Origin of the sequence: Arthrobacter sp. 2RAF22 (assembly GCF_052115325.1) — a bacterium.
Lineage (GTDB): Bacteria > Actinomycetota > Actinomycetes > Actinomycetales > Micrococcaceae > Arthrobacter.
Genome location: NZ_JBFRGL010000001.1, coordinates 170,689 through 184,489, shown reverse-complemented (window position 1 = coordinate 184,489; position 13,801 = coordinate 170,689). Strand labels below are relative to the sequence as shown.

13 protein-coding genes and 1 pseudogene are annotated in these 13,801 nt (G+C 62.3%); 12 read left to right on the top strand and 2 right to left on the bottom strand.

What is annotated here, in order from left to right:
• Positions 1 to 3: 3 nt before the first annotated feature.
• From AB4068_RS00870 to AB4068_RS00860, 3 genes are all read left to right on the top strand, one after another.
• Positions 4 to 3,243, top strand: coding sequence for a DNA polymerase III subunit alpha (locus AB4068_RS00870; protein ID WP_441432661.1), 3,240 nt, complete (start codon positions 4 to 6; stop codon positions 3,241 to 3,243).
• 291 nt (positions 3,244 to 3,534) lie between these two features.
• Positions 3,535 to 4,245 (top strand): SOS response-associated peptidase, encoded by a 711-nt coding sequence (locus AB4068_RS00865; RefSeq protein WP_441432458.1) that lies wholly within the window; start codon positions 3,535 to 3,537, stop codon positions 4,243 to 4,245.
• 432 nt (positions 4,246 to 4,677) lie between these two features.
• Positions 4,678 to 5,331 carry a hypothetical protein gene (locus AB4068_RS00860; protein WP_441432457.1) on the top strand — a complete coding sequence of 218 codons (654 nt, stop codon included), beginning with the start codon at positions 4,678 to 4,680 and terminating at the stop codon, positions 5,329 to 5,331.
• Positions 5,332 to 5,723: 392 nt separating this feature from the next.
• Here the strand turns inward: AB4068_RS00860 and AB4068_RS00855 are convergent, their stop codons facing one another.
• Positions 5,724 to 5,942, bottom strand: coding sequence for a DUF4236 domain-containing protein (locus AB4068_RS00855; RefSeq protein ID WP_441432456.1), 219 nt, complete (start codon positions 5,940 to 5,942; stop codon positions 5,724 to 5,726).
• 51 nt (positions 5,943 to 5,993) lie between these two features.
• Positions 5,994 to 6,464, bottom strand: a complete 471-nt coding sequence (locus AB4068_RS00850) for a hypothetical protein (protein WP_441432455.1) — start codon at positions 6,462 to 6,464, stop codon at positions 5,994 to 5,996.
• A 143-nt stretch (positions 6,465 to 6,607) separates the two neighbouring features.
• On the opposite strand from AB4068_RS00850, the gene AB4068_RS00845 reads away from it, so the two are divergent.
• From AB4068_RS00845 to prfB, 9 genes and pseudogenes are all read left to right on the top strand, one after another.
• Positions 6,608 to 7,852, top strand: coding sequence for a PIN domain-containing protein (locus tag AB4068_RS00845; protein WP_441432454.1), 1,245 nt, complete (start codon positions 6,608 to 6,610; stop codon positions 7,850 to 7,852).
• 37 nt (positions 7,853 to 7,889) lie between these two features.
• Positions 7,890 to 8,849, top strand: a pseudogene (locus tag AB4068_RS00840) (CpaF family protein); the annotation flags it as partial.
• Positions 8,849 to 9,703: a type II secretion system F family protein gene (locus AB4068_RS00835; RefSeq protein ID WP_441432453.1), complete on the top strand. Its 855-nt coding sequence runs from the start codon at positions 8,849 to 8,851 to the stop codon at positions 9,701 to 9,703. The pseudogene AB4068_RS00840 and the gene AB4068_RS00835, both read left to right, overlap by 1 nt.
• Positions 9,700 to 10,638 carry a type II secretion system F family protein gene (locus AB4068_RS00830; protein ID WP_441432452.1) on the top strand — a complete coding sequence of 313 codons (939 nt, stop codon included), beginning with the start codon at positions 9,700 to 9,702 and terminating at the stop codon, positions 10,636 to 10,638. Before AB4068_RS00835 ends, AB4068_RS00830 begins: the two co-directional genes overlap by 4 nt.
• Before the next feature lie 146 nt (positions 10,639 to 10,784).
• A complete protein-coding gene (locus AB4068_RS00825) occupies positions 10,785 to 11,048 on the top strand; it encodes a hypothetical protein (RefSeq protein WP_307053579.1) in 264 nt (87 codons plus the stop codon).
• 4 nt (positions 11,049 to 11,052) lie between these two features.
• On the top strand, positions 11,053 to 11,475 hold the full coding sequence (locus tag AB4068_RS00820; RefSeq protein ID WP_441432451.1) for a TadE family protein: 423 nt from the start codon (positions 11,053 to 11,055) through the stop codon (positions 11,473 to 11,475).
• Positions 11,476 to 11,596: 121 nt separating this feature from the next.
• Complete coding sequence (locus AB4068_RS00815) at positions 11,597 to 11,989, top strand: hypothetical protein (RefSeq protein ID WP_441432450.1); 393 nt, start codon at positions 11,597 to 11,599, stop codon at positions 11,987 to 11,989.
• Between the two features lie 65 nt (positions 11,990 to 12,054).
• A complete protein-coding gene (locus AB4068_RS00810) occupies positions 12,055 to 12,465 on the top strand; it encodes a pilus assembly protein TadG-related protein (protein WP_059387582.1) in 411 nt (136 codons plus the stop codon).
• A 67-nt stretch (positions 12,466 to 12,532) separates the two neighbouring features.
• Positions 12,533 to 13,648 (top strand): peptide chain release factor 2, encoded by a 1,116-nt coding sequence (gene prfB, locus AB4068_RS00805; protein ID WP_284988451.1) that lies wholly within the window; start codon positions 12,533 to 12,535, stop codon positions 13,646 to 13,648.
• Positions 13,649 to 13,801 lie beyond the last annotated feature (153 nt).

The following is a 13,801-nucleotide window of genomic DNA, read 5'->3' as shown; positions in this document are numbered from 1 at the left end:
CTCCTGATGTTTACCCACCTGCACGCCGCGTCGGCGTTTTCCGCCCACTACGGGGTGGACTGGCCGGACACTCTGGCGGCCGCGGCGAAGGCCGGGGGCGCGGACGCCCTGGCCGTGACCGACCGCGACGGGCTCTACGGGATCCCCAAACACATCGGTGCGTGCATTGCGGCCGGTATCGATCCGATCCTCGGCGTCGAGCTCGCCGTCCTCGACGACACCGGGTCCGTGGGCGGGCGGGTCGTGGTCCTGGCCCACGGGCACACCCGCGGCGCCGGGTACGCTGCCCTGTGCCGGCTGGTCTCGGCCGCCCACGGCCGCAAGACCGTCGCGGTGACCCGAGCGGAGATCGCTGCGCGCCTTCTCACCGATGCCGGCCCGGTGGGGACGGTTCTGCTCGGGCCGCTCTCCGACGTCGGGCTCAAGGTCGGGACCCGCGGCGACGGCATGGCCCTGATGGAACAATGGGTGGCAGTCCTGCCTCGGGAAGCCATGCGGGTCGAGGTCGTCTCCCACCTGTCCGCGCCCGGGCTGCCGTTCAGCCACACCCACGCCACCCGGATGCTCCGCCTCGCCGGACGGGCCAAGGTGAAGGCGGTGCTGAGCAACGCCGTCCGTTACGTTCTGCCCGACGGGGCGATCACCGCGGACATCCTTGACGCCGCCCGGGCGCTGCGCCGCCTGGACGAGGCCGTGGTCCAGCCCACGGCCCAGGCCTGGCTCAAACCCGGACCGATGATGAAGGCCCTCGCCGTCGAGATCGCCGCGGTAGGGCAGGCCGGCGCCGGAGCCGCGAAAGCCCTGCTGTCCGAGACCGAGGCCCTGGCGGACCGGTGCCGGATCGACCCCGTCAGCGACGCCGGCTGGGGGGTGCCGGTCATGCCCGAAGCCTCCATCATCGGCATCACCGGCGACCCACTCGCGGTCCTGTGGGAACGCGCCCGGGCCGGGGCCAACACCCTTTACACGGGCGCTGATCGCGCTGCTTTGGGGGTGGTGGAGGCGCGGTTGCGGTTGGAGATGGACACCATCGCCGATCTGGGGTTCGCGTCCTATTTCCTGACCGTTGCCGAGGTCGCCCGGCTCATCCGGGAGATGGGGATCCGCTCCGCGGCCCGCGGATCCGGGGCCGGGTCCCTGGTCAACTACGCCCTGGGCATCTCGTTCGTGGATCCGATCCGCCACGACCTGCTCTTCGAGAGGTTCCTCAGCACGCGGCGCCGGACCCTGCCCGACGTGGACATCGACGTCGAATCCGCCCGCCGGCACGACATTTACCACGAGATCTTCGCCCGCTTCGGCCGTGAACGGGTCACCCTGATGTCGATGCAGTCCGGCTACCGTGCCCGCGGTGCGGCGAGGGACGCCGGCATGGTCCTGGGCATGGACCCTGGCGACATCGACGGGATCGCCAAAAACCTCTGGCGCTTCTCCGCATCCCACTTCAGGGAGGCCATGGCGGAGAAACCCGAACTCCGGGACCTGGCCGAACGGGTGGAAGGCAGCCGGCAGCTGGACCTGCTGGTGGACATCACCGAGCGCCTGGACCGGTTGCCGCGGCATATCTCCATGCACCCCTGCGGGGTGATCCTCTCGGACACCTCCCTGCTGGACCGCACCCCGGTGCAGCCGTCCGGGATGGGCCTGCCCATGTCCCAGTACGACAAACACGACATGGACCCCATGGGCATGATCAAACTCGACGTCCTCGGCGTCAGGATGCAATCGGCCATGGCCTACGCCGTCGCCGAAATCCGACGCACCACCGGGGAGAGTGTCGACCTTGAAGCGGTGCCCCTGGACGATGAACCGACCTTCGAACTCATCCGCTCCACCCACACCCTGGGGTGTTTCCAGATCGAATCCCCGGGCCAGCGAGAACTCGTCGGCAAACTCCAGCCCGCCGTCTTTGATGACCTGATCACCGACATCAGCCTCTTTCGCCCCGGCCCCATGCAGGCGGACATGGTCAAACCGTTCCTGAACCGTCGCGGAGGCTGGGAAACCGTCGAACAGCTCCACCCGGACCTGGAACCCTTCCTGCGGAACACCTACGGGATCGTGGTCTTCCACGAACAACTCATGCGGATCATCGACACCTTCACCGGCTGCGGGCTCGCCTACGCCGACGTGCTCCGGCGCTTCCTGTCCGACGAGACCCGCCTCCCCGGCGTCGAAAAGTACTTCCACGAGAAAGCCGCCGAACGCGGCTACACGCCCGAGGTGATCGGAAAGGTCTGGGGCGTCGTCAAAGGCTTCGGGTCCTTCGGGTTCTGCCGCGCCCACGGCGCCGCCTTCGCCAAACCCACCTTCCAGTCGGCCTGGCTGAAAACCCACTACCCGGTCCAGTTCATGGCCGGGCTCTGGACCCACGACCCCGGCATGTACCCCAAACGCCTCCTCGTCGCCGAAGCCCGCCGCCTCGGCATCCCCATCCTGCCCCTGGACATCAACCGTTCCACCGACGAATACGTCACCGAACAAACCCCGGACAGGCGGCTCGGGATCCGCATGTCCCTGGCCGACGTCAAAGGCATCCAGGCCCGGGAAATCCACCGGATCCTCACCGAACGGCCCTTCGACTCCATGGCCGACCTGAAGGAACGCGCCGGGCTGCGCGCCTCCACCGTGCAAAGCCTCGCCCTCGTCGGGGCCCTGGACACCCTCTACACCGGGCAGAGCAAACGGACGCGCCCGGCGATCGCAGCACGGAACCAGGCCACCCGCACCGCCAAACGGCTGCAGGTCATCCCCGGCCAGCTCGCCCTCCCGCTCCCGGCCATCGACGCCCCCGCCATTCCTGCCGACGTGCCCGAACTGACCGGTCTGGAAATCACGAGGGAAGAGCTCGACATCCTGGCCCTGGACGTCACCCACCACCTGATCGACTCCTACCAACCGCTCCTGGACCGGCTCGGCGTCACCAAAGCCCAAGACCTCCTGCACCTGCGCAACGGGAGCAAGGTCCTCGTCGCGGGGATCCGGGTCGCCACCCAAACACCGCCCATGAGAGGCGGCAAACGCGTCGTCTTCATCAGCATCGACGACGGCACCGGCTGCGTCGACGCCACGTTCTTCAGCGACGCCCAGGAAAAAGTAGCCCCGCCCATCCTGTTCTCCACGAACCTGCTGCTCATCGAAGGCACCACCCGCCGCACCGGCCCACGCGGCATGTCCCTCCAAGCCAGCAACGCCTGGGACCTCGCGGCCCTCACAATGCCAGGGACGGCAGCAGCCTCCTGAGCAGCGGGCCCCGCTCAGGGGTGACCTAATCCGGGGCCACTCTCAGGCCGGTTCCAAAGAAGGCGGAGCCTGTCCTACCCAGATGGTCGCTTAGATGGATGGATGGCTCAGGTTGCGCCCAGCAATTCGAAGCTGCGCGAATCGCCAAGGTGGCGATTGAGGTCTACCAACAGGTCGGCATGAATGTGCGGGCGGTTTTGACGCTGCAGGTGCAACGACGCATCCACGTTTGCCAGGGGCTGCCGTAGCTGGACGCCTGACAGTCATTACCTTCTGGGGCATGATGAAGTCATGTGCGGACGCTACGTTGTTTCAAAATCGACTGCCGACCTGATGGCTGCCTTCCATGTCCATGAGACGTATGTTGATGAACTCCAGCCTTCCTACAATGTCGCCCCGACTGACACGGTGCCGTTGATCCTGGACCGGAGTGCAGGGAAAGGGGCCCCGGTGACGAGGAAGCTGGTCAGTGCCCGCTGGGGATTGGTGCCATCGTGGGCGAAAGACACCAAAGGCGGGGCGCGGCTCATCAATGCAAGGATGGAAACTGTCACCGAAAAACCGTCCTTCCGGAAGGCCGCGGCCGCCCGGCGAGGACTGCTCGCTGGTGACGGCTATTACGAGTGGGAGAAGATCCCGGATGGCGGGAAGATCCCGACGTATCTGCACGGTGCCGATGACCAGACCCTAGCCTTCGCGGCATTGTTCGAGAACTGGCCGGACCCGGCCCTGCCGGACGGACACCCCGACAAGTGGCTGCGGACCGCCACGATCATCACGACGGCGGCCTCCGACGCGCTGGGCCATATCCATGACCGCACACCGCTGATCGTGCCGCCTGACATGTTCTCGGACTGGCTTGACCCTGAGACGACAGCCGAGGCTGACGTCCGCGCCTTGCTGGATTCCATGCCGGAACCTCACCTCGTGCCCCGCGTTGTCAGTGACAAGGTCAATTACGTGCGGAACAACGGCCCCGAACTCATCCAGCCGGCCGCCTGAGTCCTCTACCGGTGCTCTCTGTCTGCCCGCGATGCCAGACTCTAGCTGTCGAGGAAAAGAAGTTCTGGAAGCCGCAGCGTTCCCCTGCTCCCACCCCTGTGGCGCCCCAGGTGGATCGCCGGGGAGTCGCTGCCCGTGTTCGTGATGCTGGACTACGACAATGGCGAACGCGACGAGGCGGCTGCGTTCGCATAAGGGTGGACGCAATCACATGTGCTGGTGTCGGTGCCCTTGCCGATGGGCTACTTCGACGGCCGCAAAGAAAATCTGGGTGAGAGCGTCCAAGGTCCGCCGTCGGCGGCTTGACCCCAGAGAGCGTCAAACACGAAATCAGCCTCCGCCATCCAAAGATGACGACGGGCTGCTCTGTAGTCACTGACGTCGGGTACGCGGCTGGTACGGCTTCCCGGTGCGTGGTCTACTGTCATAGACATGCTGACGGATTTCATTCCTGACCCATGGCTGTTCACCCAGCACCAATGGGGGATCCTGTTGGGTGGGTTTGTCGGGGCTGCGCTCAGCGCCCTGATCGCAGTCGGGGTGCTTTTCTGGACGTTGAGAACGCAGCGGAAGCACCTCGACGCTCAGCTTGTGGCTCAGTCTGCGTCGCTTGACGCCCAGCTCAAGGCACAGGCGCACGCCCTGGAAACACAGCTGGAGGCCCAGGCGGGTGAGGCATCCAAGCAGCGTGAGCTTGCCGCGCGAGCCGAGCTGATAGTCGCGGTCCAAGAACTACAGAATCGGCCGGGTGACCTCAGCAGCCGCCTTGAAGTCTGCAGCAGGATCGCTAATGGAATCGAAAGGATGCGGTTCGAACTCCACACGGCAGTCGATCAACCCCTTTGGACCGAGCTCTTCAGCTGGCGGATTGTTTTTAGGCATCTCACCTTCCGGACGCTCAACGGGGAGGTGCCCGGAACGTTGACGCCGCGCGTTGCGGACCAGCTGCTGATGTCAGCCAGCGCGCAGCTACTGAACGCTCTTGTCGAGTTCCGGCGAAATGTCGACGGCAAGAACTGGACAGCGGCAGAAGTTGCTCGCGTCCTTCGGGAATTCCGAATGACGTCGCTCTCGCAAGATGGATGATTCCTAGCGTTCCGCGAGGATGTCGCGTTCGTTAAACACGAATCAGCCCTCACCGTGGGGGGGCGGTGAGGGCTGACGGTCTTAGTCGTGGGCGCGGGTACACGGCCCGCTAGGTTGCCGGTTAGACCGATCCCACAAGGCCGCTACCTGCGAGGGCCGGATCGACCAAGCAAAGACGGTGGGGACAGCGACCGGCGCCTGAAAGCTTTGGCGTCGCTGACCGCTAACCGTTCACGGCTGTGTCTGTCCGTCCGCACTCGGCGACGACCATATTCCCCAAAGCGGGCCTGTATTGCCACCCCGGGGACCACTGCTACCTAAGCGGGTGGGTGGTCCATGCGGGGGCGTCAAGACCTGTAACAATTCCGGTCATTGGTCGTAGCCAAGCCGCACTAGCGGCGTCGCCGTCCACCGAACCGGAAGGACAGGCCGGGCAGTAGCCGCACAGTGACCCGGCCGCGACTGTTCACCGTCACCGGCGCGAGTTGTTCGGAGACGGACGCCCCCGACTTGGAGATATTGACGTGGCCCGACTTGCCCAAACGGACACGCTTCCGAAAAATGAAACCCAATGCGATCAGTCCTTCCCCTGCCTCGGATACCTGAATCATGCTCGGAGTTGCGGCGTCCCGCTACCCTCCACTGGTGGCGGGAGAGTTTTGTCATCTGTCAGTGATGCTGAGATCTCGCCGCATGATTTCGGTTAGGTGGCTCCGTGCCTCGTCCAATCTATTGACTGCATCATTGAACGCCGGTGCTTGTGAATCTTCTTTGGAGCTTCCGAGTAGGAACTGCACCACGGCTTGGCGGCTCTTGTTGTGATCCATTGCCGCTTCGCGGACGGACTTAGGGCTAATCAGGCGCAACCGACTGGCTCCCGTAAAGTCGCTCTTTAGGGCATCATCCAGACTCATTGCGCCAATAATCACACTGCTGAGCAAATGATCAAGGCGTCGAAGGCTCTCCACGTATTGGCTGTACGTTTCAACCTTCTCGTTGCGGAGCCACTGCTCATGCTCTGTGGTCTTGCCTAACCTAGACCCCCACCAGCTTCCGAAGAGAGCGAAACCGCCAGTGGCGACGGGCACGACTAGCAACCACCACCACTGGCCTTGCTTGATCAGTTCATCCATGCGCAAAACATACAAGATCGGGGGCAACGAACATTCTTGTGTCGTATGCTCGACCTCACGGAGGGAAGCACCAACAAGGGGAAACAGCGTTGCGAGAAAAGTTTAAGGGCTACTACAGGCCAACCAAGAAAGAGGAAGATAGCATGTGGGCTTCGGCTCACATCGTTATGGACACCAACGTGGTCCTCGATCTCTACAAATACCACGCTAAAACCACCGACCTCTATTTGCGCTCATTGAGAAAATACGGTCCTCGACTATGGCTCCCATACCAGGTAGCTCTCGAATTCCACAGGAATCGCCCGACAGTGCGTGCCGAAACGACTAAGGGGCATAAGGACCGTATTAAGGACCTGAAAAGTTTTAAGAACAAGATTCAAAGCAATACCCTCAAGTCCAAACTTGAATCTTCGCCGGTCGAAACGGAACTCGTTGAAAAGACGGACGAGGCAATCGCGGCGCTTGAAACGGAACTTACTCAGCTGTCGGCTGAGACCCACGTCAATTCTCGCGACAAGTTGCTTGACCTCATCACGGAACTCTTCGATGGCCGAGTCGGAGACCCTCCGTCCCCGGAACAGCTGGAGGCGTTGACTGCCACTGCCAAGCAACGATTTGATGACCTAATCCCTCCAGGTTATGAGGACCGAGGAAGAAAGCCTGCCGGTGAAGAGTATGGTGATTATCTTCTTTGGCAGCAAGTCTTGGATTACGCCCAATCGCATTCCAAGGACATCATAATTGCTACCGAGGACAACAAAGCCGACTGGTGGCTAAAGATCAATGGTGATGACATCGTCGGACCGCGCCCTGAGCTCATACAGGAGTTCCGCGCCGTGACCGGGCAAGAGATTGTTTTTTACTCTGGTCGTGATTTCTTCAAAGAGTTGACGGACAGGGCAAAAGTCACTCGAAGTGGTGACGAGTTGGCTGGCGCACTCGCGGACGTTACCTCGGTGTCTGACGAAAGAGCTGCTGCTGCACTAGACCGGATACTTAAGAATGATTTCCGGGAGCGACAGCTGATTCGCGATCGAGTTATCAGCAACGCTGAGCGGGAGCTCAATGAACTACGCCTGAGAAGTGAAGAGATAGAGCCAGAAGCGGAGGCAAGCAGCCACCAGCGCGAAGACTTCCGCTTGTTCAAAACCAAACGCGACTACATGGCGCGTCAGCATCGCCTTGCGCTTTTGACAAAGCTGAGGGAAATTTACCTCGACGGCTCGGAGGTCAGCGATGTCCAGGATAGTCAGGTGCGGGCTGCCTTGGCAGCCATTGAAGCGGAGCTTGTCTTCCTAGAAGCTTCGGAGCGCAAGCTACGAAACTCGGAACGCCACCAGCGATTGACTGACTATCGCAGGGAAACCGAAGGGCCGGATAGCCCGTAAGGGAGCGCTACAGAGAAACATATAACGCGCCTTTTTCCCAAACGAGGTTTACGTTGCCAGGAACGGCGAATCAGAACTTACCTCGATCAGCCTCACCGAGCAGCAGGTTCGCGACCTCGTCGAGCGGATGCTCAAGAGTTCCGGGCGGAGGCTCGACCTCTCCTCACCTTTTGTGGACGCGGCCCTGCCCGATGGCTCTCGGCTCCACGTCGTCATTCCCGACGTCACCCGCCGCCATTGGGCCGTGAATATCCGCAAATTTGTGGTCAAGGCAACCCGGCTCGAGCATCTCGTGGAGTTGGGGACGTTGACGCCCGAGTCAGCCCGGTTCCTGGGAGCCGCGGTCGCCAGTGGATTGAACATTCTCGTCTCAGGAGCCACCCAGGCCGGAAAGACCACAATGCTCAACTGCTTGGCAGCCAATATCGGCTCCCGCGAGCGGGTCATCACCGTCGAAGAGATCTTTGAACTTCACTTCCCGCTACGCGACGTCGTTGGCCTTCAGTGTCGCCAGCCAAACCTTGAGGGCCAAGGCGAAATTCCCCTCCGCCGGCTCGTCAAAGAGGCTCTTCGTATGCGGCCGGATCGTCTCGTGGTGGGCGAGGTCCGGGAAGCCGAAAGCCTGGACATGCTGATTGCGTTGAATTCGGGCTTGCCGGGCATGTGCACCGTCCACGCCAACTCGGCCCATGACGCCGTGACCAAGATTTGCACCTTGCCGCTGCTGGCCGGCGGGAACATCTCAAGTGCGTTCGTCGTTCCAACCGTGGCCTCATGCATCGATCTCGTGGTTCATTGCAGCCGCCACGCGGACGGTCGCCGGCAAGTCACCGAGATCCTTTCGCTGGGGCGACGCGTGGAGAACGGCATCATCGAGTCGTCCAAGGTATTCACGATGCAGGACGGCCGGCTCCAAGCCACGTCGAATTCCATGCCGGCCGCCGAGAAATTCGCCCGGGCCGGATTTGACGTCGCCGCGCTCCTGGGGCACTTCTAATGGCGCCGCTGCTAGGCGTTCTCTGCGGGCTGGGTGTCTTCCTCATCTGGTGGTCGGCATGGGAACAAGACCCGCTTGCCGTCAAGGAGCCAAAACCTAAACGCCTTGAGTCCTTGTTGCTCACGGCCGGGATCGAAAAAGTGAGCGGCGGGGGATTCATCGCATCGCGCCTCGGATTGGGCCTTTTCGCCGCACTGGTGATCTACATCATGACCGCGTCGTTCTCGATCGCAGCGTGCTTCGGCTTGTTCGGTATGTGGCTTCCCTCGGCCGTTGTCAGTTGGCGGGCGCGCAAGCGGACCGCCATGCTCCGGGAGCTCTGGCCCGATGTCGTCGACCATTTGCGCTCGGCGATCCGTGCGGGGCTTTCGCTGCCCGAGGCGCTTATCCAGCTCGGAGACAAAGGTCCCGAAGAGCTGCGGGCTCTCTTCCGCGAGTTTGCCGCGGACTACCGTTCCGGCGGCCATTTCGATGCGGCGTTGAGCAAACTAAAGGAGCGTTTGGCCGATCCCGTTGCCGACCGGATCATTGAGGCGCTCAGGCTGACCCGGGACGTGGGCGGATCCGATCTGGGCCGCCTTTTGGGAACTCTTGCCGAGTTCCTTCGTGAGAGCGCGAGGACTCGCAGCGAGCTTGAGGCGCGACAATCATGGACCATCAATGGTGCTCGCCTGGCCGTTGCCGCCCCATGGATCGTCCTGATGTTGCTGGCCAGCCGGCCGGAAGCCGTTGCCGCGTATAACTCGGCGGCCGGAGCCAGCGTTCTTGGAGGCGGATTGTTGGTCTCGGCCTTCTGCTATTGGGTGATGCTGCGCATCGCCGCCCTTCCTGAAGATGAAAGGGTCCTTCGATGACTGGGCCGACTGCCTTGGCTGCATTCTGCGGACTTCTTTTGGGAGCCGGATTGTGGCTCATCTTTGTTCGCATGCCATTCATGCGGGCGATTCGGTTCGTGGAGCGCATCGAGCCGCAACTCAGGTCCCAGAACCTCGAATCGCGCCTGCTCTCCGCACCCTCGGACATCGCACCGTTCGGCCCCTTGGAGCGCATCCTGCGGCCGGTTTTTCGCGACGCCCTCGGCTACCTGGCGAAGTTCAACCTGGGGACCACATCCCTCAACAAAAAGCTGGCAAAGGCCGGTTCTGGAAAGTCCGCGCTGGACTTCCGCGCGGAGCAACTGCTGTGGGCCGCCGCGGGCTTCGCCACGGCGCTCGTCGTGGTGGTCGGGAATGCCACCGGGGGTCGGTTCAGTCCGGTGCCCGCGGTTGCTACGGTCCAGGTTTGTGCACTGGCAGGGTTTCTTTTCCGCGACTACATGCTCCGGGTGCAGATCAAACGAAGGGAAAGGCGGATGCTGGCGGAATTCCCGAGCCTTGCCGAGTTGATGGCTCTTGCGGTAGGTGCGGGGGAGAGCGCCAGCGGTGCCCTCGATCGAGTGTGTCGCACAGCCCGCGGCGAACTGGCGAAGGAGTTTGCCCTGCTGTTGGCCGCCACCCGGGCCGGCACGCCCCTGATCGAAGCCCTGCACGAGTTTTCGGGACGAACCGAGCTCGGCCCGCTTGTTCGGTTCGTGGATGGAATTGTCGTTGCCGTCGAACGCGGAACTCCCTTGGCCGATGTTTTGCGGGCCCAAGCTGCGGATGTCCGCGATTCAGCCAAGCGGGAACTGATGGAAGCGGCGGGCCGCAAGGAAATCGCCATGATGGTCCCGCTGGTTTTCGGCGTCCTGCCCCTCACGGTGATCTTCGCGGTCTATCCGGGCTTGGCCGCGTTGGATCTTGGCTTCTAATGACGAATCTCAGTCAAGCCTTTTCACATCCGTCACATGGGCGTCTGCCTGAATACCAAGACAGCACGGATCACAATGGATTCCTGCATAAGGAATTGGGAAAGATGAAATGGGAAAGATGAAATGGGGAAGATGAAATGGTGAAAATGAAAAAGCTCGGACGCGAAGGCCTATCCGCTTCAGGACTCTTGCTGTGGCAGCTGTGGACACTCCCGTCGTCCAGATCAGCGCTTGGAACCAACCTGCACAAGTGTCCGGTCCCCGACGACGATCATCCGGAGCGGGGCGATGTACCAGGTTGGGTCATGATCACCCTGATGTCCGCCGCACTTGTCGCGGGCCTGCTGGCGCTGGCCGGCCCGGCACTGGAAGGACTCTTCAACCAGGCGATGAGCAAGGTCGGAAAGTAAGTCCATGCCGTTCCGCAGCCGGGTAGCGGAAGATGGCAGTGGCGTGAGGGTCGGCAGGGGCGATGAACGCGGCTCCGCCGTCGTGGATTTTGTGCTGGTCGGCGGCCTGTTGACGGTATTCTTCCTCGCTGTCATTCAACTGACCCTCATATTGCACGTGCGCAATACGCTCATTGATGCGGCCTCGTCCGGAGCCCGTTACGGCACTCTCGCCGACAGGACATCGTCCGATGCCCGTGAGCGCACAGCAGAGCTGATCGGAACGGCGCTCAACGCGGACTTTGCCCGGGACATCTCGACATCGGAGGCCAGCTCCCAGGGAATCCGCACCTTGGAGGTGACAGTCCGTGCACCATTGCCAGTTATCGGACTGATTGGTCCCGTAGCAGGGCTGGAGGTGAGGGGCCATGCTGCGACTTCAGGTTGATCCTGGCCGTGCAGCGCTCTCCCGCTTCAGGGAGGTGGTCTGCCTGCCGGCGGCGGAGGGGCCGGCGGCGGAGGGCCGGGAACCTACCGGCCCTCCGTGTGCCTCTGAAACGGGAAGCGCGGTGGTCGAGTTCATCCTCCTGTCCCTCCTACTCATGGTTCCCGTGGTCTATTTCATCGTCACAATTGGACAGATCCAGGGCGGCTCCTTCGCCGTCGTGGGGGCCGCGGACCAAGCCGCCAAGGTCTATGTCATGCAGAAGGACACCTCCCAAGGGCGCGTCGCCGCTGAACAGGCTGCCCTTCTGGCCCTTGCCGACTATGGCCATTCCGCGGAGCGGGCAAATGTCGACATCGCGTGCGACCGCGGCGATTGCCTGTCCGCCGGCGCTGCGGTGACGGTGACGGTCAAGCTCACGGTGCCGTTGCCCATGCTGCCCTTTGGAGACACCCTGAATCTGGACGCCGCGAATCTGAGTGCGTCGGCTACGCAAATCGTCGGGCGGTTCCGGTGAGAGGTCTTCCCGCGAAGACGGACATCCTGCTATCCCGAAAATCAGAGGCGGAAGGCGGCCATTTGATGGTCTTGACCATCGGCTATGTCGTGGTCGCGTTATTGCTTGCAACGGTCGTTGCTGCGGCCTCGGCCATCTACATCGAACATAAGAAGCTCCTCTCCGTGGCGGACGGAGCTTCTGTGGCGGCCGCGGACAGCTATGCCCTCGGCCAAGTGGACAGCGGCGCCGAAACGCCGTCGGCCGTCCTCAACAGCGCGCGGGTAAGAGGTATTACCGAGTCATACCTCAGCCAAAACGGCGCCCATTCACGGTTCGATCAACTTGCCGTCGGCCCGGGTACCGGGAGTCCGGACAACACCACGGCCGAAGTGGTGCTCAGCGCGGTTGCCCATCCGCCTGTGGTCAGCTTTCTGCTTCCCGACGGTGTTCCGATCGAAGCCCGTTCCACTGCGCGTTCCCGGCTGACCCGCTGATTTTCAAGCGTCACACGTCCAGGCTCCGTGCCAAGGCCGTCAACGGATGGCGTACTCTGGAACAACCATGGCTCAGATTGACTTTCCCGCAGAAATCCGCGCGCTTCGCTCCACTTACCGCTCCATCGAACAGGTTTCCGATGTCGAGAAGCTCAAGGAAGAGATCGCAGAACTGAGCGAGCGGGCTGGTGAACCGAACCTCTGGGACGATCCAGCTGCCGCCCAGGTAATTACGTCCAAGTTGTCCCACCGGCAGTCGGAGCTTGAACGGTTGAACAGGCTGACGGGCCGCATCGACGATCTTGAGGTCCTTGTCGAGCTCGGCCAGGACGAGGACGACGACGCCTCCATGGTGGAGGCGGCCACGGAACTCGAATCAATCCGTAAGGCCCTCAAGGAACTTGAAGTGGTTACCCTGCTCTCGGGCGAATACGACGAACGCGAGGCCGTCGTCACGATTCGTGCGGGCGCCGGCGGTGTTGATGCGGCGGACTTCGCCGAAATGCTCATGCGCATGTACCTGCGCTGGGCAGAACGCCATGGCTACCCGACTACCGTGATGGACACATCGTACGCCGAAGAGGCCGGCCTCAAATCGGCTACTTTCGAGGTCAAAGCGCCGTACGCTTTCGGTACCCTCAGCGTCGAAGCCGGGACGCACCGGCTTGTCCGGATCAGCCCGTTCGACAACCAGGGACGGCGACAGACGTCCTTTGCCGCCGTCGAAGTCATCCCGCTCATTGAGCAGACCGACTCGATCGACATTCCGGACAACGAGATCCGCGTCGATGTCTTCCGCTCTTCCGGCCCTGGCGGGCAGTCCGTCAACACGACGGACTCCGCAGTACGTTTGACCCATATCCCCACAGGGATTGTCGTCTCCATGCAGAACGAGAAGTCCCAGTTGCAGAACCGCGCAGCCGCGATGCGCGTGCTCCAATCAAGGCTCCTCCTCCTGAAAAAGGAGCAGGAAGATGCCGAGAAGAAGGCATTCGCAGGTGACGTGAAGGCATCGTGGGGGGACCAGATGCGTTCGTATGTGCTCAATCCGTACCAGATGGTCAAAGACTTGCGGACTGAGCACGAAGTGGGCAACACGTCTGCGGTGTTCGACGGCGACATCGACGACTTCATTGACGCAGGGATTCGCTGGCGCACAGGTAACCGCAACGCCGAGGGATAAGGCGCCCGGGCTGATTACTTGATTGGGCGACACACCGCGCCAAGCCCGCGATTCCATCGCGGAGCGTGCGTATAGTCGAAGAGCCGGCGCTCAACTTCCCCCAATGAAAGCCCGTGCGCTGGCGGTTGGACTGGTCGAACGTGGCATGTCCGG

Excerpts from the sequence above, each read along its gene's own strand:
- AB4068_RS00825 (WP_307053579.1), top strand. The coding sequence starts at position 10,785 with ATGAAAAAGCTCGGACGCGAAGGCCTATCCGCTTCAGGACTCTTGCTG.
- AB4068_RS00830 (WP_441432452.1), top strand. The coding sequence starts at position 9,700 with ATGACTGGGCCGACTGCCTTGGCTGCATTCTGCGGACTTCTTTTGGGA.
- AB4068_RS00820 (WP_441432451.1), top strand. The coding sequence starts at position 11,053 with ATGCCGTTCCGCAGCCGGGTAGCGGAAGATGGCAGTGGCGTGAGGGTC.
- AB4068_RS00835 (WP_441432453.1), top strand. The coding sequence starts at position 8,849 with ATGGCGCCGCTGCTAGGCGTTCTCTGCGGGCTGGGTGTCTTCCTCATC.
- AB4068_RS00855 (WP_441432456.1), bottom strand. The coding sequence starts at position 5,942 with ATGATTCAGGTATCCGAGGCAGGGGAAGGACTGATCGCATTGGGTTTC.
- AB4068_RS00845 (WP_441432454.1), top strand. The coding sequence starts at position 6,608 with ATGTGGGCTTCGGCTCACATCGTTATGGACACCAACGTGGTCCTCGAT.
- prfB (WP_284988451.1), top strand. The coding sequence starts at position 12,533 with ATGGCTCAGATTGACTTTCCCGCAGAAATCCGCGCGCTTCGCTCCACT.
- AB4068_RS00810 (WP_059387582.1), top strand. The coding sequence starts at position 12,055 with ATGGTCTTGACCATCGGCTATGTCGTGGTCGCGTTATTGCTTGCAACG.
- AB4068_RS00865 (WP_441432458.1), top strand. The coding sequence starts at position 3,535 with ATGTGCGGACGCTACGTTGTTTCAAAATCGACTGCCGACCTGATGGCT.
- AB4068_RS00860 (WP_441432457.1), top strand. The coding sequence starts at position 4,678 with ATGCTGACGGATTTCATTCCTGACCCATGGCTGTTCACCCAGCACCAA.
- AB4068_RS00850 (WP_441432455.1), bottom strand. The coding sequence starts at position 6,464 with ATGGATGAACTGATCAAGCAAGGCCAGTGGTGGTGGTTGCTAGTCGTG.